14 protein-coding genes are annotated in these 20,068 nt (G+C 57.0%); 9 read left to right on the plus strand and 5 right to left on the minus strand.

Annotated elements, in window-relative coordinates; translation table 11 throughout:
• Position 1: 1 nt before the first annotated feature.
• The 3 genes from tssE to tssG are packed head-to-tail and all read left to right on the plus strand — an operon-like array spanning position 2 to position 3,280.
• Positions 2-493 carry a type VI secretion system baseplate subunit TssE gene (gene tssE / locus C5750_RS23930; RefSeq protein WP_105737532.1) on the plus strand — a complete coding sequence of 164 codons (492 nt, stop codon included), beginning with the start codon at positions 2-4 and terminating at the stop codon, positions 491-493.
• Entirely contained in the window at positions 486-2,288 is a 1,803-nt protein-coding gene (gene tssF / locus C5750_RS23935) for a type VI secretion system baseplate subunit TssF (RefSeq protein WP_130272852.1), read from the plus strand. Before tssE ends, tssF begins: the two co-directional genes overlap by 8 nt.
• A 32-nt stretch (positions 2,289-2,320) precedes the next feature.
• Positions 2,321-3,280, plus strand: coding sequence for a type VI secretion system baseplate subunit TssG (gene tssG, locus C5750_RS23940; RefSeq protein ID WP_158531363.1), 960 nt, complete (start codon positions 2,321-2,323; stop codon positions 3,278-3,280).
• A 7-nt stretch (positions 3,281-3,287) separates the two neighbouring features.
• Here the strand turns inward: tssG and C5750_RS23945 are convergent, their stop codons facing one another.
• The 3 genes from C5750_RS23945 to C5750_RS23955 form a co-directional block, all read right to left on the minus strand.
• The gene (locus C5750_RS23945) at positions 3,288-5,231 is read right to left on the minus strand and encodes a serine/threonine-protein kinase (protein ID WP_105737539.1); all 1,944 of its coding nucleotides are present in this window, start codon (positions 5,229-5,231) and stop codon (positions 3,288-3,290) included.
• Positions 5,228-6,010 carry a PP2C family protein-serine/threonine phosphatase gene (locus tag C5750_RS23950; protein ID WP_105737540.1) on the minus strand — a complete coding sequence of 261 codons (783 nt, stop codon included), beginning with the start codon at positions 6,008-6,010 and terminating at the stop codon, positions 5,228-5,230. Before C5750_RS23950 ends, C5750_RS23945 begins: the two co-directional genes overlap by 4 nt.
• A gap of 67 nt (positions 6,011-6,077) precedes the next feature.
• Positions 6,078-6,554, minus strand: a complete 477-nt coding sequence (locus C5750_RS23955; RefSeq protein ID WP_245421234.1) for a DUF1036 domain-containing protein — start codon at positions 6,552-6,554, stop codon at positions 6,078-6,080.
• Positions 6,555-6,645: 91 nt separating this feature from the next.
• Between C5750_RS23955 and tagH the strand changes: the two genes are divergently transcribed.
• Complete coding sequence (gene tagH, locus C5750_RS23960) at positions 6,646-7,746, plus strand: type VI secretion system-associated FHA domain protein TagH (RefSeq protein ID WP_158531362.1); 1,101 nt, start codon at positions 6,646-6,648, stop codon at positions 7,744-7,746.
• A 15-nt stretch (positions 7,747-7,761) separates the two neighbouring features.
• On the opposite strand, the gene C5750_RS23965 is transcribed toward tagH, so the two are convergent.
• Together C5750_RS23965 and C5750_RS23970 are read right to left on the minus strand one after the other, a co-directional pair.
• The gene (locus C5750_RS23965; protein ID WP_158531361.1) at positions 7,762-9,924 is read right to left on the minus strand and encodes a peptidoglycan DD-metalloendopeptidase family protein; all 2,163 of its coding nucleotides are present in this window, start codon (positions 9,922-9,924) and stop codon (positions 7,762-7,764) included.
• 194 nt (positions 9,925-10,118) lie between these two features.
• The gene (locus C5750_RS23970) at positions 10,119-11,693 is read right to left on the minus strand and encodes a caspase family protein (RefSeq protein ID WP_130272849.1); all 1,575 of its coding nucleotides are present in this window, start codon (positions 11,691-11,693) and stop codon (positions 10,119-10,121) included.
• A gap of 60 nt (positions 11,694-11,753) precedes the next feature.
• Here C5750_RS23970 and C5750_RS23975 point away from each other — a divergent pair, with 60 nt between their 5' ends.
• The 5 genes from C5750_RS23975 (at position 11,754) to tssM (ending at position 20,039) form a co-directional block, all read left to right on the plus strand.
• Positions 11,754-13,100: a type VI secretion system-associated FHA domain protein gene (locus tag C5750_RS23975; protein ID WP_105737549.1), complete on the plus strand. Its 1,347-nt coding sequence runs from the start codon at positions 11,754-11,756 to the stop codon at positions 13,098-13,100.
• A 198-nt stretch (positions 13,101-13,298) separates the two neighbouring features.
• Positions 13,299-13,730 (plus strand): type VI secretion system lipoprotein TssJ, encoded by a 432-nt coding sequence (tssJ, locus tag C5750_RS23980; protein ID WP_245421242.1) that lies wholly within the window; start codon positions 13,299-13,301, stop codon positions 13,728-13,730.
• 18 nt (positions 13,731-13,748) lie between these two features.
• Complete coding sequence (gene tssK / locus C5750_RS23985; RefSeq protein ID WP_105737553.1) at positions 13,749-15,086, plus strand: type VI secretion system baseplate subunit TssK; 1,338 nt, start codon at positions 13,749-13,751, stop codon at positions 15,084-15,086.
• Between the two features lie 4 nt (positions 15,087-15,090).
• Positions 15,091-16,470, plus strand: coding sequence for a type VI secretion system protein TssL, long form (gene tssL / locus C5750_RS23990; protein WP_105737555.1), 1,380 nt, complete (start codon positions 15,091-15,093; stop codon positions 16,468-16,470).
• Entirely contained in the window at positions 16,467-20,039 is a 3,573-nt protein-coding gene (gene tssM, locus C5750_RS23995) for a type VI secretion system membrane subunit TssM (RefSeq protein ID WP_105737557.1), read from the plus strand. The genes tssL and tssM overlap by 4 nt, the downstream gene beginning before the upstream one ends.
• The last annotated feature ends 29 nt before the right edge of the window (positions 20,040-20,068 follow it).

Below are 20,068 nucleotides of genomic sequence, written 5' to 3' on the forward strand. Positions count from 1 at the left end.
CATGGCGGTGAGCGGCAGGATATCCTTTGAATCCGTTCTTGACCGGTTGATGGATTACGACCCGGATATGACGGCTGACCAGCCATTGACCCCGCGCGAACAGATCAACCGCGTGCGAGAAAACGTTCGCCGGGATATTGAAGCCCTGCTCAATGCCCAGCAATGGCCCCATAGCATCGAAAAGGAATTCGATGAGCTTCAGACCAGCCTGCTGCGCTTTGGCACTCCGGGATTTCATGGGCTTATGCTGGCAACGACCCAGCAGCGCCTGCATCTGGCCGAAGCAATTCGAAAGGTCATCACGGCGTTTGATCCGCGATTGGCGCGCGTGCGGGTTGGTCTGGGCAAAAGCCGTGGTAACCAGGACCGCGTTCTCGATTTGCGCATAGAAGCGGAGATGCTGCTTCCAGACGGCGTGGAAGCGATTGTCTTCGATACCTCGCTCGATCCGGCCACCCGGCATTTCATGATTGGCGGCGCCCATCATGGCTAACCGCTTTCTTAACTGGTACAACAGCGAACTCGGCTCCTTGCGCAAACGCGCTGCCCGTTTTGCCCAGCAGCACCCGAAGATCGCTGGCCGGCTTCGCCTCACGCCGGAAGCGGTCGATGATCCGCACGTGGAGCGGCTTGTTCAAGGGTTTGCCTATACGGCCGCACGCATCCGGCAAAAAATCGACGACGATTTTCCCGAGTTAACGGAAACAATGCTGGAGGCGCTCTACCCGCACTATCTGGCACAGATCCCATCCATGTCGATCCTCAAGTTCGACCCATCCCCTCAACAGGACGAGTCGATCGGTCTTTCCCGCGGGATGATTGTCGATTCCGAACCGGTCAGGGGCGACACCTGCCGCTTTTCCACAACGCAGGACCTCAGACTCAGTCCGATCGCCGTTACCGATTGCAAGCTCGCGCAGCCGCCCTACGTGGCCCCGCCGGCGCCGGATTTGTCTCCCATGGCATGCCTGTCGATCAGTGTCGCGACGACCGGGCCGGTTGATGCGCTCGCAAATCTCGATCTTGATCGGCTGACCTTCTTCATCAGGGCCCCCTTTGCAACGGGAGCGGCGCTTTATGAACTTTTGTTCAACCACACCATCGGCATTGCCGCCGGGCGGCATCGCGAGGACAAGGCAGCGTTGCGTCTTTCGCCAGGTGCGCTGAAACCGGTCAGCTTCGACCACGACCGGCGGATGCTGCCCTATTCCAAGCGCAGCTTTCCGGGATTCCGGTTACTGGCTGAATTCTTTGCACTGCCCGAGAAGTTTCTGTTTTTTGAGCTGAGCGGGTTGAAATCATTTCTTGGCAGCATACCGGGTAAAGAGTTCCACCTCTTTTTCTATCTCGACACGCCAGCCAGCACGCTTGCCAATGCAGTGGGCGCAACAAGCTTCGATCTGAACTGCACACCGGTCATCAATCTGTTCGAGCAGCGGGCTGAACCGATTTCTGTCGACCATATGCGCGATGAATACGATGTACTGCCAGATGCCCGCTACAATTCGACCCGCGAGATTTATGCCATTGAACGGGTTGATATTTCGGATCAGAAAGGCCAGCGCAAGGAGGTCCCTCCCTTCTTCGGCCGCAAGAAGCAAAGCAATGAAAGCCGTGCCGGCATATACTGGCAGTACACGCGCGACATTGATGAGGACAACAAATCTTTCAAGGCAAAGCTGCGATTTGTCGATATGAATCTCAATCCGGCAGCGCCGGAAGATCATCTGGTGGCTTCTGTCGATACGCTGTGCATCAATCGCGGCTTGCCTGAACTCCTGCCCTTCGGCGGTGGGCAACCTTATTTCAAGGCCCAGGCCGCAGTCGCCGAGATCGGCCATATCCATTGCCTTTTGCCTCCCACCCATACCCACCGATTTGAGTCGCAAGGCGAGTCCTATTGGAAGCTGATATCGCATCTTTCTCTCAACCATCTTCCGCTGACCAGCGGAGATCCGGAGATACTGAAAAGCATGCTGCGGCTGTACGATTTCAGACAAGCGCCGGAAATGCGCTCGCTGATTGAAGCAATATCCTCAGTGACAAGCCAGAAGGCGACAGCCCGATTGAGCGATGGGAGCATTGCAAGCGGCGTCGACGTGACGATCGAGTTCAATGATGCCTTGATAGATCGCGGCGTTGCCTATCTTTTCGGCTCGGTCCTGTCGCATTTTTTTGGGCTCTACGCCTCCATCAATACATTTGCCCGCCTTACAGTGCGGCTCACCGGCCTCGCATTGCCTGTGGTGCGCTTTCCACCGCGCACGGCCGATGAGGTGCTGTTGTGACCGATGTTCGGCCGGTATCCCTTCTTGACCGGTTGAAAGCCGAGCCACATCTGTTTGATCCCCATGCGGCACATCTGCTGCTCGAATTGGGTGGAGAGCAAGCTGCATCCGCCGTTACGCTGACATCCCATGCCACCCACAGTCACGCGGCTACAGCGCTCTCGGGCACCGAGAATCGCGGCGGGAATGTCCATATTCACGCAAATTATATCGGGCTGATCGGACCGGTAGCGGCATTGCCATCTGTCTATACCGACCGGGCGCTCGACGAGAAACGCAGACGCAGTTCCAGCTATTTTGACTTTCTGGAAATATTTGCGGGGGAACTGCGCCAACTGTTCTTTGCCAGCACGCGAAAATACCGGCTGTCCAGCTTGATCCAGCTCTTTGGTATCGGTCCGAATAACAAGATTACCCGGAGCATTTATGCGCTGCTCGGGCTTGCGGCGCCAAAGTTGGTCGAGGGGCTGAGGATTGAACCTGAAGTACCGCTGTATTTTTCTGGTTTTTTCGCCAACCAGCGACGCACCGCTATCAATCTGAAACTCATGCTGTCCGAATTTCTCGGCTATGAGGTCGCCGTCCATCAATTTCAGAAGCGCTGGCTGCCAGTCGATCCGGCGGAACAGACGCGCCTGGGACGCGACAGGCAGGAAAACGCCTTGCTGGGAATCACGGCCATCGCCGGGTCATCCTATGCCGATCGCCGAAGTGCCATCCGGATTGCAATCGGCCCGCTGCGATATGGCCAATATCTGTCACTCATGCCGGCGGGCAAGAAATTTGCAGAGCTGCGCGAATTGGTGCGCCTTTACTGCGGTCCCTCGCTCTCCTTTGAGATACAGCTCATTCTGGCCAAGGAGGATATTCCGGAGGCCCGTCTGCAGGGCGGATCACCCGTTGGCCGCCTCGGGTGGGATTTATGGGTCAGGCAGGCTCCGGCCGTCAAAGACAGCGACGACGCGGTATTCGACCCCGATAAAATCGTCTGATGCAGCCCTACCCCTGCTGGCGGAAATATTTGACGGTCACAAGCGGCCTTCCAGGATCGCTTTGCAGTTTCTCCGCCAGGCCTTTGAACGCCTCCTTACCTGCGGTCACATCGAGTTTGTCATCGGACTGGATAGCGATGAAAATATAGGGGACTGACAGGTTCTTTGGCGGCGGGGCAAGCTTGAGATTGAAGGTTGTTTTGTCGCCCTGTCGTTCCGACGGATTGATTGTCTCAACAGTGCCATCGGGCCGGACAAGAAGCACCCGGACGTTGCTGCGTTCTATGCCGTCGAGGGTGGCAAGCAGCGGGTCTGCCGAACCCAACACCTCGTGCTTGAGCGTGAAAGCCGCCTTGCCTGCGTTCACTGGGACAGCGGCCATAAAGGCCACGGCATCACACTGTGCTTCCGCTATCTGGCGGACATTGATTGTCGGCTCGTAGCCGAATTTGCTGATGAAAGCACGTTCCATCTCGATGAATGGGCCCACGCCCCGCGCGAAACCCTCAATATTGATCGTCTGCTGCACCGCAGTTGCACCGTGGGCAAAAAAGCAGGGGCCGCCCGCAAACTGCCTTATCCATTCAGCTTCCGTCACCGGGGCTTGCGGCAGACCATTGCCGCCCGGCACAGGCGCCTCTTGCTTCTGCTCCCCGGATGCCAGGACATCCGGCTTTGGCCCGGCATCGGCAAGCGGCATGCCCGGCTTTTCCTCACCTGTCATCTTTGTCTCTGGCGGCGGTTCCACGGCGGGGGGCCGCGCCGGCTTTACCGTCTCGGCTCCGGTCCCGGCATCCGGCTGCAGCGGGGGAATGATCTGTTCTGCCTTTGGCTTTGTTCCATTTTCACCGGCTTCCAGCTTGAATTCCGATTTGCCTGCTGCCGGCACTGGTCTGGACGTGTTTTGCGCGGTCAGGTAGGCCCTGATTTGCTCTTGATGGTTGTATCCATACCAACCTGCCCCACCCAGGGCGAGCAACAGGCAGGCAAGAGCCAGCCATTTTCCGGAAGTACCCTTTGCACTGGACGGGCGCAGTGCACTCTGCCCGCGCCCGTCTCGCGCAACTGCCGGCATAGGTGCGCGGCGCGCGGGCGAATCTTTTGTAACAGGGATCATCGGGCGCAGGGCATCGATGATCTCCTCCTTTTTGGGTCTGAGCGCCGGATTCGGTTGCAACATGCGCTGGATGATGGATCGTGCGGCTGGATGGATCGTCGCAAGATCCGGAACCGATTGACGTTTTCTGACCACATCGGCATGCGTACCGCTCATATCGATCGGTATCCCGCGCAGCGCGGCAGCAAAGACCAGCCCCAAACTGTAGATGTCACTTGGCTCATGAACGTCACCGCCGAACAATCCGAGCTGCTCTGGCGAGACATAGTTGTACTTTCCGGCAAAGCTTCCGGCAAGGAGCGTGCGGTCGCCGCCGATGCCGAGCCGCGCAATGCCAAAGTCAATGAGTTTGGCGCCCTCAACATTGCCCCCCGACAAAATGATGTTGTCGCAGGAAATATCGCGATGAATGACACCCCGTTCGTGGGCCACTTTGAGACCTGAGGTCATCCGGCTGATGAGTTTGGCCGCTTCGGCCAGACTGAGCGGACGGTCCTTTATACGCTCGTAGAGGGATGGTCCTTCCACGAGTTCCATCGTCAGATAGGCGGTATTGGACAAGCGGTCGACCGAGAAGACGTGATAGCGGACAATCGCATCATGTCCCAAAGAGTTGAGAATGGAGGCTTCCTGCTTGAAAAGCGCAATGACCTGTTCATCACTGGCAAGATGCGGCAGGATGACTTTGATCGCCACCTCGTCGAGTGTTTGAATATTGTGCCCTTTATAGACCTCGGACATGCCGCCCACGGCGAGAAGTGCAGTTACTTCATAGATGTCGTTCAGGCGTGTTCCAGGCTTGATGCTTCCGGATTGGAGTTGTTCGCGCATCATGACCGCCCATCAAGGACTGTGGTTATACGATAGTTGACGACGACGACCGTAACGTTGTCGCTCCCTCCCCGTTCGAGCGCGCCATCAATCAGTGAACGGCATGCCGCTTCAGGTGCCTGCGACAGCACAATGTCCTGAATCTCCAACGCCGAAAGGTGGGCCGTAAGGCCATCGCTGCACAGGATGAATGTATCTCCGTCTCTCAGCTCGCTGCTGATGAGGTCCAGATGGGGTGTCTCCCGAACCCCGATGGCATGCAGGATAATGTTCTTGCCTTTGAAACTGGCAGCACCCTCCGGATCAAGTGTACCGTTGTCAAGCATCTGCTGAACTTGCGTATGATCGCGTGAGAGCTGTGTCATGCGGTTGCCGCGATTAAGGTAAAGCCGGCTGTCGCCTGACCATACAACGGAAAATTGCTGACCAGTGACCAGCAGGGCCACCAGTGTCGACCCCATGACGCCCAATCCATGTTCCTGCGTCAGATTGCGGATATCCTGATTGACGGTAAAAATTTGTTCGCGGAAATCCTGAAGCTTTGCCTCATGCACTGCGTGATGGCCGACCCGTCCGGCCGCCTGCGCAATCATCGATGCGGCAACGTCGCCGTGGGAATGGCCGCCCATGCCATCCGCAACAAGCCATACCCCGTTCTGCGGCTTGGCGAGGAAACGGTCCTCATTGACCGGCCGCACACGTCCGGTATGGGTCATCGCATGGGAAACAAACCATCCTGCTGGCTCCGCTGCGTGGATTTTGCTGTGCGTTGGAACGGTCATGTCTTTCGCTTGTTAGCAGCTCTTGGGTTGAAGGGCATTCGACCAATTTTGTCTGTTGTTCGGTTAGTCAGTGCCGGTCGGTCAGAAACAGCGTCCAGTTGTCCGATGACTGGGTATCCACTTCCTTGAATACGCCTCGCAAATGATTGCGCTGCCAGCAAGCATCTTTACCGGTAATCTGGAATTTTTTCGTATCGACACATAATGTAACCGCACCGTCCAGAATCGGCCGCCCCCGAACATCAATGGCGTGAACATAGATATAGCGGTTTGAGAGCTTTGACTTTATGACATCCGCGCAGCGATTGGCAGCAACGGCCCACCACCCCTCCGTCCGCATTTCGCCCCCAACCTGCTCGCCGATCGCAACATTGGCAACGTCGGCAGTCTGATTGCACACGGTGAAGGCCGCGTGCGCCGCGTCGGGCGCCGCGCATAACAAGGGCGCCGCGAGAACCGCGGCAAACCAGAATGTCTCCTTCGCATTAAAGATCTGTGTTTTCCTGCCTGTGCCACAGCAACTGTGCCGAATCTGGTCCATCATTGAAAAGTTCCGCATCCAAATCGCTATACTCTTGGTATCCAACACTTTATTTGAATAGTCTATGGCCAGACAAGAAATGCCGGAGAAGCCAATGCGACTTGTTCTGAGATTGGAGAACCGATCCCTGCACGGGGATGATGTGGTGCCGGAATTTGCTGCGGATCAGCGCGCCTTCATCATCGGCCGCTCCGAGGAAGCGGATTGGTCTTTGCCGGACAGAAGCCGCTTTGTTTCGACCAAGCACTGCCGTATTTTCCATGAACAGGATGGGTATTGGGTGGAGGATCTGTCGGCGAACGGGCTTCTGATCAATGGAGAGGAGTTGCAAAGGGGCACGCGCCGTGCCCTCTCGGCTGGCGATCTCATCGAGATCGGAGCCTATCAGCTTCGTGTGTTTCTGGAGCATCAGCGGCCGCCCGAGCCGTTGCTTACAGCGGAAGAAACAGTCTTCCTTTCCCGTGGCGGCGACGCGCCGCTGCGCGTGATGGAAGACCGCACTATACTGCTTGGGGCAGAACAGAGCCCGCCGGTACAGCCACGCCATCCCCGCACGTCCGATGTTCTCCCAGCGGTGAAGCCGGTCAAGCCCCGGCCATCTCTGGCCCCTTCCCATTCGCGAGAGCGGTTTATCGAACATTTCGCTCGTGGGGCCGGCATCGACCCGGATACGCTCGCTGGGCGGCACGATGACGAGTTTGCCGAAGAGCTGGGTGCAATCTTCCGCACGATCGTCCCTGGATTGACGCAGCTTCTCACCGCACGGTCGCAATTGCGGGCCTTGATCCGGAGCACCAGGCAGACGATTCTGAAACCCAACGGCAACAACCCCCTGAAATTCATCCCTGAAACCTCGGCCGCACTCGGTGCCCTGTTTGCAGTGAACAAACATGAATATCTCGATGCAGCAACGAGTTTCAGCGAAGCGCTTGACGAGCTTAGGCAGCACGAACAAGCGGTTTTCCAGTCGGTGCAAACCGCCCTCTTCCGCCTGCTCAACGAATTATCACCCGATGCGATCGAAGCATCGGGCAGGAGCGCATTCCTGTCGGGAAAAGGTGCGCGGTGGACCCGCTACGTCAACGCCTGGAACGAACGCAATGAGCCCTATGAGAACGGTATTCTCGATGTATTCCTGCACTATTTCGGCGAAGCCTATGATGAGAAGATCGGAAAAGGGCGGATGGAAGACTGAATACCGGCAGGCCATTCATCCCGGCAATCTGGCAAGAATGGCGTCAACAGCAGCGCTATAGGCACGAAATCGCGCTGCCTTGATCCGTGCCTCGCGATAAACTGGTGAAACCTGTGTACCGCCTTGCCCCGACATCTTGCGGCTGGACCAATCTGTGATCCATCCTGCGGTCTTGCCATAAAGAAATGGATTGGCATCAAACACCGAAACATCCAGCAGGGAACTCAGCTGCGTATCCGGGGATGCGGAAAGAACGGAAACGGCGCCGCCGCCGCCAAGAAAATGAGCGAGATAGAGATTACCGGCGGTACCGGCAATGCCCGACGCCTTGAGCGTTGCTTCATTCTCGTTGGCGAGATTCATGACCATCTCGGTCGCCAGCGTCGGATCCGATTTCAGGGCCAGCAACTCACTGACGCTCATTTTTGAAACAAGGTCCGCCCGATAGGCACTCATCATGCGCAGCCACGTGCTGTTAATGAATTGTCCCAGGCCGCTGGCCGAGGACAATGGGTTTGCCGCGTTGGGATTGCCGCCGCTTTCCACATGGATAATCCGCTGGACGAGCTTCTCGGCTTCTCCATCCAGGCCGATTTCGCTGTACCCATAGCCCAGAGGATCCACAAGCCCGCCATTTGCCATCAGTTCGAAATGCAAATGCGGGCCTGTACTCAGACCCGTGGAGCCGACGAATCCGATGACTTGGCCTGCCTTTACGGCCTTGCCTGCGACAATGCCGTTCGCAAAACCCTGCAGGTGGGCATAATGCGTCTCTCTGGCACCCGCGTGGCTGATCTTGATGAAATTGCCGAAACTCCCGTTGGTGCCAGCGAAACTGATTGTGCCGTCAAACGAGGCATAAACCGGCGTTCCCGCCGGCGCGGACCAGTCGACGCCTTCGTGAAATTTGACCGACCCGAGAATGGGATGAACACGCGGACCGAAGCCCGAGCGGAAAACGCCCTTGACCGGCAGCACAAAACCTTCAGCGCCGCCCAAGCCCGAAGTGGTATCGTCTTCCGTCATGCAGGCATAGTCGCCGCCACGTTCGGGACGCAGCAAATAACATTTCAAGGTTTCATCACCCCGCCGAACTGAAACATAGAGTACGCGCCCGCTCTCATTGGTCCCGTCACGCGGTGTTTCGGAATACAGAAGGGATATTTTGTCTTCCGGTGAAATGAATTTCCCCAAATCATAGAGCCGCGACATTCGCATGATCGTCTCGGTAATCACATTGACGGGAACCTCATTGCGGATGCCGGCGCTGTAGATTCCATCCATGATGCGAAAATTCTGATCAAGTTTCGCGCCTTCGCCGCCATGGGTAAGGTCGTTCCAGCTTTCATCCTTCCAGGGATCGTCGATTTTGAGATAACTGCCGTCATCTGCCCGGGCCACACTACCGATCAACCCTTCACTGCCATAGAGCGATATTTGTACCGGAGCGGTTGTTCCGCTCTGCGCATCAACGACCGCCGTGCGCCAGACTGCAAGATAACCAGGCCTAAGCATCTGAATGTTCAAATGTTTGGCCACGCTCTCGGCGGCCTTGGCCGTTTCGGCGGGTGTCGTATCACCGTCCTGAAGAACATCTTTTACGCTGCGCTCGGCAAGCAGCCTGACGACAAATTGCTGGTTTTGCGGCAAACGCCTCTTTTCATCGATGATTTCGATATTGCTTGAACTGCCGGGTGAAGACGCTTCAATCTGGGCCGTTTCACCGGGCGATATCTTGCCTTCCCAGCCCGCATCGGACGGGGATGCGTCGGCTGGCAAGATGGGCTGCGCCGGGTTTTGCTGGGCAACTTGCGGTGATGGCGACGTTGCCGCGGCTGTTTGCATGAGCGCAAAATCCTGCGGTGTCGCAGGCAACGCCGTCATGAGCCTTACGGAGCCCGACAACATTGTATCTGCAACAAAATAGATCGGGCCGTTAATCTCCGAACCGCTGGTGTTTCTCTGGAAACGGATCTCGCTCTTTTGCGGCCTCGGCTTTTCATTGTTGACGGACTGGAGCAGCAGTGCGTCTCGCCGGTCATCTGTCGCAGACAGTTCAAACTCGCCTTCCTTGCCAGCGGATTGAACTTCACCCTCGGGTATGACCAGGGTCTGGTTTGTCAAATCGTTCGGCGTGCCGGAAAATTTTGACAGATAAACGAATGCTCCTGCAGCCATTGCGGCACATGCAGCAAGAGCAACCCCCTGCCGCAGGCGACGCCGGTTGCGGCGTTGCCGCGCCACTGTTTTGGCCTGTTTAAAATCGGCCCTTATCGTATGGAGTTCATCTCCACGCATGGATCAGCAACGGATAGCAAGGGAAACCCGATACGCGGGTTGAAATCGTCGGGTGCGGATCTCAAGCTCTGACATCAGCGATACACGCCGCCAATAAGACTTCCGCGCAGGCTTTTCTTTGGCGGGGCTGCTGGCGCGGCAGGTTTGAAGACACGCGGCGAATCGGGTTCGGAGACGGCGATGCGAGAGGTTCGTGGTTTTGCGGACATGCGCGGGCCAGGCCGGACCGGCGCAACAACCTGACGAGGGGGCTCATAGAGGCAAACAACGGAAGGTTCTCGCTGCAGATTGTCGTAAAGAAACTGGCTGGGATCCGTATCGGTTGCCTTCAGCTTTTTGGTGGCAAAATAGCGGGTCATTGCTTCGCGCGAGCTTGCGCCCCACACGCCGTCCACATCGGAGGTATAGCAGCCCAGCCGTTGCAACTCTGTCTGGATGGCCCAGACAAGGTCTTCCTGACCGAAGATTTCCGCGGGTGCTTCCGGCATGTATATGACCGGGTTGATGCCCATCTGCATATTGAGCGCCGGAGGATAGGCAGGGTCATTGGGTGAAGTGGCGGTTAGCCCCCCAGCAGGTCCTTGCGCTCCATCCTCTACATTGGTCCGGCGTGTCAGCCCCTGATCGGCGCGGGGCTCAGATCCACCCAGCGCGGCCACGCGATTTTCCGCATCGCCTTTGACCGCAGCGGACGGCTCCGAGAAATAAAACTGCTGTTTCAAGGACGACTGATCCCAAGGTGTTTGCTGATAAAGCGTTGCCTTCTCGACATCGTTACGGACCTGGATCATCAGATCGGAAATACTCAGGCCCGGCGTTTTGATGTGATCAACAAGCGCCTTGGTAAACGGGCTGAACGAGCTTGTCCCATCATAGCTGATATTTCCGGGCTGCGTGGCAAAAGCCACAAACACCCCGGCACCAGCCGTAACCTGTGCCAAACCGGCATTGACGGATCCACCGCCGGGGAGTGGATTGTTGCGGCACGCGTCAAGGAAGACCAGGGTCTGCCGGTTGCGCCGCTGAACTTCACCAATCACCGTGTCGAGACTGATCGTTTCATCTGCAATCTTGGATTTGTCGTTGAGGCGCGCGTCGACCGGCACCAGATAATTGACACCATTGAGCTGAAATCCATGCCCGGAGAAATAGACGAGTGCCACATCCGCGGTTTCCGCCTGAGTCTTGAATTCTTCAAATATTCGGTCGAATTCCGCATGTGTCGTATCATTGGCCGGAAAAATATCAAAACCTTCATCGCGCAGCGCGGCTGAAATTCCGGCGGCGTCATTGGCCGGATTGACCAGTTTTTCGACATACTGATAATTGGCGTTTCCCACGACAAGTGCGATACGCTTGTGGCTGCCGGCGGTGATGATCTCAGCCTGGGCGACGTGCCCGGCGAAAAGAAGCGCAAGACACGTCAAAACCACCCGTCCAACATGTGCAAGAAACCATTCTGGGGTTAGCGCGTAAGGCGTCACTCGACTGTCTCTACAGCTCATGGGGCTTGACCAGACGGGTTTTGTCCAGCTTACTCCGGTTGCGGATCTGATTGTCGCCAGATCACACTGGATAAGGAAAAATAGCCTATTTCCTGCTCTACTTGCAACCATGTTGTATGGGGAACTAAAATCGCAAGGCTTCAATATTTGCCTCCCGCAAGGCAAATAGAGAAACTACTGTGATGGTCATCGGCAGGAACAACCATGCGAATCGAACTTCAGGCTCAAAACAATCCCAATGACACGTCATTCACGGGTTCAATGGTTGTGCATGAGGCGCAATTTACCATTGGCCGGGGTGAAAACTGCAGTTGGGTGATCAGGGATAGCCGGCGTGTCGTGTCCAAGCATCACTGCACGCTTGAGCAGCGCGAAGACGGTGTCTATCTGGTCGACAAGAGCACCAATGGTGTCAGTGTCAGCGGTGTTGCCGCCGACCGTCGCTACGGGCATCGGCTGTCGGATGGCGATACAATCGAGATTGCGGACTATCGTTTCCGCATTGCCATCCGGATAGAGAATGTCATGCCAATTCACAGCCCGGATACCTTGCCAGGTCCAAGCCTGACATCGATCCTGTCTGACATTGCGCCGGGCGGGATCGGCGCAACGAGCAAACTTCCCGGCGAAAGTCGCGATGAACTCTTCGACAGTCCAGCAAAGCCAGTAACGCGCGAAGCGCTTGGCGCGGTTGATGTCGGATGGGACGGGCCGCCGATCACGGAAGTCGATATCGTCAAGCCGTATCATGCGATCCGGCCCTCGGCCCTTGCGGATCGGATTGAGCAGACACCGAGCGCCAATTCGCTGTTCGATCTTCCCGTTGTCCGTCCCATTCTGCCGGAAAACTGGGACAGTGATGACGAGGAGCCTGTTGCGCCTGCGCTATCGGCATCACCCCATATGCCGCAACTTGCACCTCAATCTCATGCCGCACCTGCGCCAGCCGCGCGGCCAGCTTACGCCGTCCAACCCCGACCGGAGCCGGCCGAGCATGCTGATGCCAGGCTTTTGGCCGCATTCCTCCAGGGTGCCGGGATCGACGCAGCATTGTCATCGGATGTCGATGCAGAGCAGCTCATGCGAAAGGCCGGCGCGGCGCTCAAGATTGCTTTTGTCGAGCTTTACGAAATGCATGTCGGAAAAAATGCCTCCGCCGCCCGCCTAGAACTTGACGGCATTGCCGGTGAAACGCCCTGGATCTTTTCGCTGGCAGGGCAAAGGAACGATCGGTTAATGGACAGTATCATCGAGTTCATCGGGGATGCAGATCCCACAGACATGAAACTGATCGAGCGGGATTTTCACGCAATCACTAATCACCAGACGGCTCTGTCTGCTGCCGTTCTCGACTTTATCGGCGAAGTCCAGCGGGCCATCGATCCTGCCACCCTTTCCACCAGGGCGAAAGCAAAGGCCATACCCGCCCTGCGCAAGGCTGCGCTCTGGGATGAGTTCCTTGCGTCTTCCAGTCTTTTTGACGGTCAGACGGCGGGCAAACCAAAGCCAGCGCTGATGAAACTTCTGCGCAAGTTCTTTCCCCAGCCATAATTGGGCGCGCTCAAGATTACGTTGACGTGATGCTGTCTTATCTGCAAGTTACAGCAGGTTCACAACCTTAGATTGGGCATATGTCCCACTATAGCGCACGGGGAGAATAGTATGCGTTTTGAAGCGCTTGAGGCACACACACATTCCTGTCGTCGCTCGATGTTTCAACGCCGTGTTTTTCAGGCAACCATCATGGGCATGGGCGTGTTTCTGACAGCCTGTACATCCACACCCGAAACAAGCGGCCCCAAATACCAGGATCCCATCCCAACAACTGTAGCGGCCAGTGCAACCGCAAACCCTTCTCCATCCGGTTCACCCACACCAACATCCGTTGAGATTTTCGTGTTGAAATCACCGGGGCGCTTCCAGTCGCTCGATTACTTCCAGTTGAAGGGTGGCAGCGCCCTTGGCGATGATCTTGTGGAACGCAAGACCGTGTCCGTGCGACCGGGCCAAACGACTGAACTGACTATAAATCCGGGCACGGAGGGTGCTTACGCCGGGGTCATTGCCGGTTTCCGCGATATCGAGAATGCGCGCTGGCGTGCACTGACACCGATTACAGGTTCCAGCCGGTTGAGCATTTCGGTCGGAAAACTTTCCGTCAGCGCAGCCGCAGGCCATTAACCAGGACGGTGTTTACGAATGGAACATGACAATCGCGTCGTCTGGTCGGAAGGCATGTTCCTTCGGGTACAGCACTTTCAGCAGCAGGACCGCTGGACGGAAAAGCTTGTCAAATCCGTCGTGCGTGAACTGGTCAAGTTCCCTTGGGGCGTTTCGCGTATTGCAATCAATGAACAACTGCTGGGCAACGGCATGTTCGCGCTGTCGAGCGTGCGCGGCGTTATGCCGGATGGCAGCATTTTTGAAGCGCCTGGACCGGTTGACCTGCCGCCTGCCCTGAGACTGGAGGAAGGCACCAAGAATGTCTTCGTCTATCTCTGTCTGCCCATGCAGCAGCCTGGGCTTGCTGAGATCGGCGGCGAAACAACCCCTGGCCGCAGCGTGCGGTATGCGCGTCGAAAATACGAAGTGCAGGACACCAATGAGGGCAGTTCGATTTCTGCCCTTCTGGATGTCGGACGTTTGCGATTGAGTTTTCTCTTGTCCGACGAGGAGTTGGCCGGTTACGACCGCATCGCCGTTGCACGCATCGTGGAAGTGCGCCAGGACCAATCCGTCGTTCTGGATGACAGTTTCATTGCACCGTCGATCAATTGCACGGCGCAGCTGCAACTGGAAAATATCGTAACCGAGCTTCTGGGCATCATGTCACACAGGGCAGAGGCGATTGCCGATCGCATGGGTGATCCATCCATCCGCGGCACGGCTGAAGTATCGGATTTTCAGTTTCTCCAGGCGCTTAACCGAAATGAAGCTGTCTTTCGCCATCACCGCGAGAATCTGAGCGCGCTGCACCCGGAGACGCTTTATGTGCTGTGCACGCAGCTCGCCGGCGAGCTTTCCACATTCACCAAGGAGCGGCGGCGCGGCTCGGTTTTTCCCGGCTACCGGCATCTCGACTTGCGCGGTTCGTTTGATCCGGTTCTCTTGGATCTGCGTGAATCGCTTTCGTCTGTCCTGGAACGATCGGCAATCGAAATCCCGCTTGACGAGCGCAAGCACGGTGTGCGGGTTGGCACCATCACGGATCGCAGTCTTCTCGTGGGCAGCGGCTTTGTGCTGGCTGTGCGCTGTGACATGCCGTCCGAAGCACTGCGCAGCACCCTGCCCCGGCAAATCAAGGTCGGTCCGGTCGAACGGATTGCAGAACTTGTCAATGTCGCCCTGCCCGGCATTGCGGTTCGCCCGCTGCCGGTCGCACCGCGACAGTTGCCCTATCGTCCGGGCACCAGCTATTTCGAACTTGATCGCGATGGTGCACTATGGAAACAGCTGAGCACCTCAGGTGCCATTGCCATGCACCTTGCCGGGGATTTTCCAGCCATCGAGTTTGAACTCTGGGCAATAAAGTCGTGATGCCATGAGCGACGATAAATTCTGGCGCAGTGAGCCGACGATCATCAAGCCCAAACCGGGGGGCGAACGTGGACGCGCGGCGCAAGGCGGACCAAATGACGCGGATGGCAACGAAACCACGACGCTTCAGTCGGCACTGCGCGACGGTGGGATAGACACAATCGATACCGGTCCGAAAGGCCTGCCATTTCTCGTCGCTGCCGCCCGCCCGCAGCTCAATTTGCTCTACCATCTTCGCGGACTTCATGCCGATCCTGATACCGAACAGCTCAGGACAGCCGTGATCGATGAAATGCGCGCCTATGAGCGTAAAGTCGCAAATGCCAATGTGGATACACAGCACGCCCGTGTCGCGCACTATGCGCTCTGTGCCACTATTGACGACGTTGTTCTCGCCACGCGCTGGGGTGGTGCCAGCAATTGGGCAAGCAACAGTATTGTTTCGACCTTTCACCGCGACGTGCAGGGCGGCGAGCGCTTCTTCGAACTGCTCGAACATTTTCACAAGGATCCGGGCCGCAACCGCGATATCCTTCTCCTGCTTTATCTTTGCCTGTCTCTCGGTTTCAAGGGCAGGCTGCGTGTCAGTGCCCGCGGCGCTCTCGAACTCTCCCAGATAAGGGACAGTCTCTACCGCACGCTCCAGTCATCCATGGGTGATATCGAGCGGGAGGTGTCTCCCCATTGGCGCGGCATCAATGCGCGTTTCTCCAAGGCGCGGTTCAAGAACCTCTACCCGGCACTGCTCGGCATGCTCGTTCTTCTGTGCGCCGTTGGCTATGTGGGTATCCTGCGTCTTCTCAATACGCAATCGGACGGGATCATGATTGCCATGGCGGCCGCCCCGCCGCAAGGCAACCCGTCGATCAAGGTCGAGCAGCCTGCACCGCCGCCGTTGGAACAGGTGGACAGGCTGCGCGACTTCCTTGCGTTCCTTCAGCCGGAAGTCGACCGCGGCGTTGTCACAACGACCCGGGATGGCAACCGCGTGCTCGTGCGGTTCCGCAATACCGGTTTCTTCGAAACGGCAAGGGCGGAGGTCAATCCGCAATTCCAGGGCTTGATCGATCGAATTGGCCGTGCAATCGCCGATGAGAAATTTTCCGTCCACATTGTCGGCCACACTGACAACCGGCCGATGCGGGGCGTGCGTTTTCCCTCGAACTATGATCTGTCCCGCGCACGTGCGCAATCGGTCGCCAGCATTATTGGCACCCACGTCCCGCAGAACCGGATCAGTTTTGAAGGCAGGGGCGAATCCGAACCGATCGACACCAATGATACCGATCCAGGGCGTGAAGCGAACCGGCGTACTGAAATCATCGTCACCGCTAATCCGCGGCCTGAAAAAGACAAGACAACCGGCGCAGGCAACCAACAGTGAATATCCTCAACTGGATCTATACGATCCGCTCCTACATTGAAGGCTATTTGGGCTTCCTGAAGGGCGGTCGCTTCTGGTCGTTGATCTGGGTCGTGGCCATCGCCGTGATGATCTGGTTCTATGGCGAAAGTGTCGCCTTTGGCCAATGGAGGCCGCTCGAATCCCAGTATAACCGCATCATTGCGATTGGCGCGGTTGTTCTGGTCTGGCTGATCTATGTCATTGTATCGGCTGTTCGCCGGCGCCGTGCCGAAGCTGCGATGATCGACGCGGTGGCAGAGGACGGAACCGATTCGGAAACCGAAGCCAAGGAAGAAGTCGCTCTTCTGAGGGAGCGCCTGAAACACGCCCTTCTTCGCCTGAAATCAATCAGTAAGAAGCGCTTCGGGTATGTCTACGATTTTCCGTGGTATTTGATCATCGGAGCGCCAGGTTCCGGCAAGACAACCGCTCTCGTCAATTCAGGTCTGTCCTTTCCCTTTGCTGAAGAAATGGACGAACACAGCATTCAGGGCGTGGGCGGCACACGCAGTTGCGACTGGTGGTTTACCGACGAGGCTGTACTCATCGACACGGCAGGCCGCTATACCACCCAGGACAGCGATGTCACAGTGGACAGCACCGCCTGGCAGAGTTTCCTGGGCCTGCTCAAACGCCATCGTCCGCTGAAGCCGATCAATGGCGTGCTTGTGACCATCAGCATGGAAGACATCCTGACCCAGAGCGCTCAGGCCCGCTTCAAGGAAGTCAGGGTCATCAAGCAGCGTCTGCGCGATCTGGAGGACAATCTCAAGGTCCGGTTGCCGGTCTATCTGATCTTTACAAAAGTGGACATGCTGGCCGGGTTCGGCGAGTTTTTCGACAACTTCAACAAGTTCGATCGCGAACAGGTGCTCGGCGTGACTTTTCCCCTTGGTGTCAGCCAGTCAAAGGGCAGGATTGCCGAGGCTTTTTCCGGTGAGATCGATCTTCTGCTCGAGCGCATGCACCGCTTGCTGCTGGAGCGCATGCAGCAGGAACCGGACGATATCAGGCGCAGCAGCGTTTTCCGTTTTCCGGCCCAATTCGCCTCGATCAAGAGTGTTCTGGTTGAACAGATCGGCGAATTGACAGCAAGTTCCAAGCTGGTTGGCGCGCCGCTCCTGCGGGGTGTCTATTTCGTCTCGGCGACACAAACCGGTGCGGTTTACGATAAGGTAGGACGCTCGACATCAGCACGTTTCTCATTTCTGCAGGAACCCAACACCGCCGGAACCGTCTCGCAGAAAGCATTCTTCCTGTCGCGGCTGTTCAACGATGTTGTTTTCGGCGAAGCCAATCTCGTCACCACCGATATCAAGGTACAGCGCCGCAAGCGCATCCTCTCTGCCATCTTCTATCTCGTGCCGCTGATCATTGCCGGCGGGCTTTTTGCCGGCTGGACCCATGCCTATTTCGCCAACCAGAGCACGATGAGCGCGGTCAATGAACGGATTGCCTCCTACAATCGCGAGGCGACGTCGATTGCCATCGAGGATATTGCGACTGATGACCTGAACCGGATACTCTCGCCGCTCGACACATTGCGCGATGCCATCGCGGATGACATTGCCGGCAAGAGCCGCTGGTATCATTTCGGCACGGATCAGGAAGCCAAGCTCAGCGACAGCATGCAGGCAACATATGCTCGCGCGCTCAACGGCTTTCTTCTTCCGCGTTTGCTTGTGCATCTGCAGAACCGGATGAATGATCCTCAGATCACAACCGGACAGCTCTACGATGCATTGAAGCTGTATGCGATGCTCGGTGGTCTCGGTCCAATGGACGAGCAGTTCGCAATACAGACCCTAAAGGCAAATTTTGCAGCATCCTTACCCGGCGCCGGCCGGGCCCAAGCCCGAGACAGTTTGCTCGCACATAGCCGCGCACTCCTGTCCCGCCCATTGATGACAGTTACGCTCGATGACAATCTCATCAAGAAAGCACGCGACAAGATAAATGCCATTCCGCGCTCGCAACAGCTTTTTGAACTGTTGCTGACGTCAGCCGATGCCATGGCGTTGCCCGAGTGGCGTCCTATAGACAAGGCGGGATCGGGCGCGGAATTGCTGTTTGCCCGCGGCAGCCATACGGATCTTCGTCAGGGCATAGCCGGAATTTTCACCCGTGACGGCTATTTCAACTATTTCCTGCCCCGTCTGGCAGAGATGTCTGAGCAGTTTGCCCAGGAGGGCTGGGTGATCGGTGAACAAAAAGCGCAAGCCGAATCCGGCGACAATCTGAAGACCGATGTGCTGCGCATATATTTCAACGCCAATCGGCAACAGTGGGCGGCACTGTTGAATGACATGGCGATTCGTCCGGCACCCGACCTGATCCAGGCAGCCGATATCGTCCGTATCTTGGCGTCGGCTGACAATCCGCTGCGGACATTTGCAGCGGCTGTAGCCGAGGCAACCAATCTCGATCCGCAGCAGTTCGCCGCATCCCCGGCCAAACCTGCCGGGAAGGAAGCGGCTGTTGACGAAGCGCAGCGGCGGGCCGCGGAGGAGGCAGCCAAGGTGAATGCAGCACGTGTTGAGGAGTTGCAGGCCCTGACCGACGGCTTCGAAACCACCATGCTCGACCCCTACGCGGCGCTGCGCAAATCCCTGCAGCCGCCGGAAGGACAAAAATCGCAGTTCACGGATCTTTCGCCAGTTCTTGAGGAACTGTCGCTGCAACTGAGCCGCGCGGCCACCAATGCAGGTGAGGTCAACACGATTTTTGGTGTCGAGAGCAAACTGGCGTCGGCCAATCAGATGCTGGTCGCACAGGCACAGCGTTTGCCTGAACCGGTCAGCCGTTGGGTTGGGCGCCTCGCCACGGATATCGCCCGGCTGTCTGCAAGCGGGGCCCGGCGATCCATTTCGGATCTGTGGCAAAGCACCGGTGGACGGTTCTGCAAGATCGCCATTGCCGGGCGCTATCCCTTTGATCCGAATGCCAACAACGACGTTGCCATCAATGATTTCATCCGAATGTTCGGTCCTTCGGGCGAGTTTGCAACATTCTTCCAGCTGCAGCTGAAACCATTCGTCGATGTTTCGCAGACACCGTGGCGCCTGGTCGGCATGAATGGTGCGGAGGCCATTGCCAGTGATGCCCTCGTACAGTTTGAAAATGCCCAGACCATCCAAACCGCATTTTTCTCGAAAGGTGGCAATGATCTCAGCCTCGACCTGGATATCACACCCAATGATCTCGATAACAGTTCAACGGGTGTAACGCTCGATATCAATGGCGAAACGATCAACTATGATCACGGACCAGTTCAGACCAAATCATTCAAGTGGCCCGGCCAAGGCAACCGTTCCGCCCGCATCGCCTTCAATCCTCCGGGACCCAACGCAAGCGTGAGCAAGACTGGCCCCTGGGCAATGTTCCGGCTGTTCGACCTTGCCCAGAGAAAGGCAGCAAGCGAAGATCAGTTTACAGCCTCGTTCCGGATGGGCAGCCGCGCCGCAAGCTTTGATGTGCGCGTTGGTTCCGTGCTCAATCCGTTCACGCTGAAGGCACTGCGCACATTTCGCTGCCCTGACGCACTTTGAGGCATGAATTTCAGCAATCCATGACGGCA

The sequence above is a fragment of the Phyllobacterium myrsinacearum genome (assembly GCF_002980555.1).
GTDB lineage: Bacteria > Pseudomonadota > Alphaproteobacteria > Rhizobiales > Rhizobiaceae > Phyllobacterium > Phyllobacterium myrsinacearum.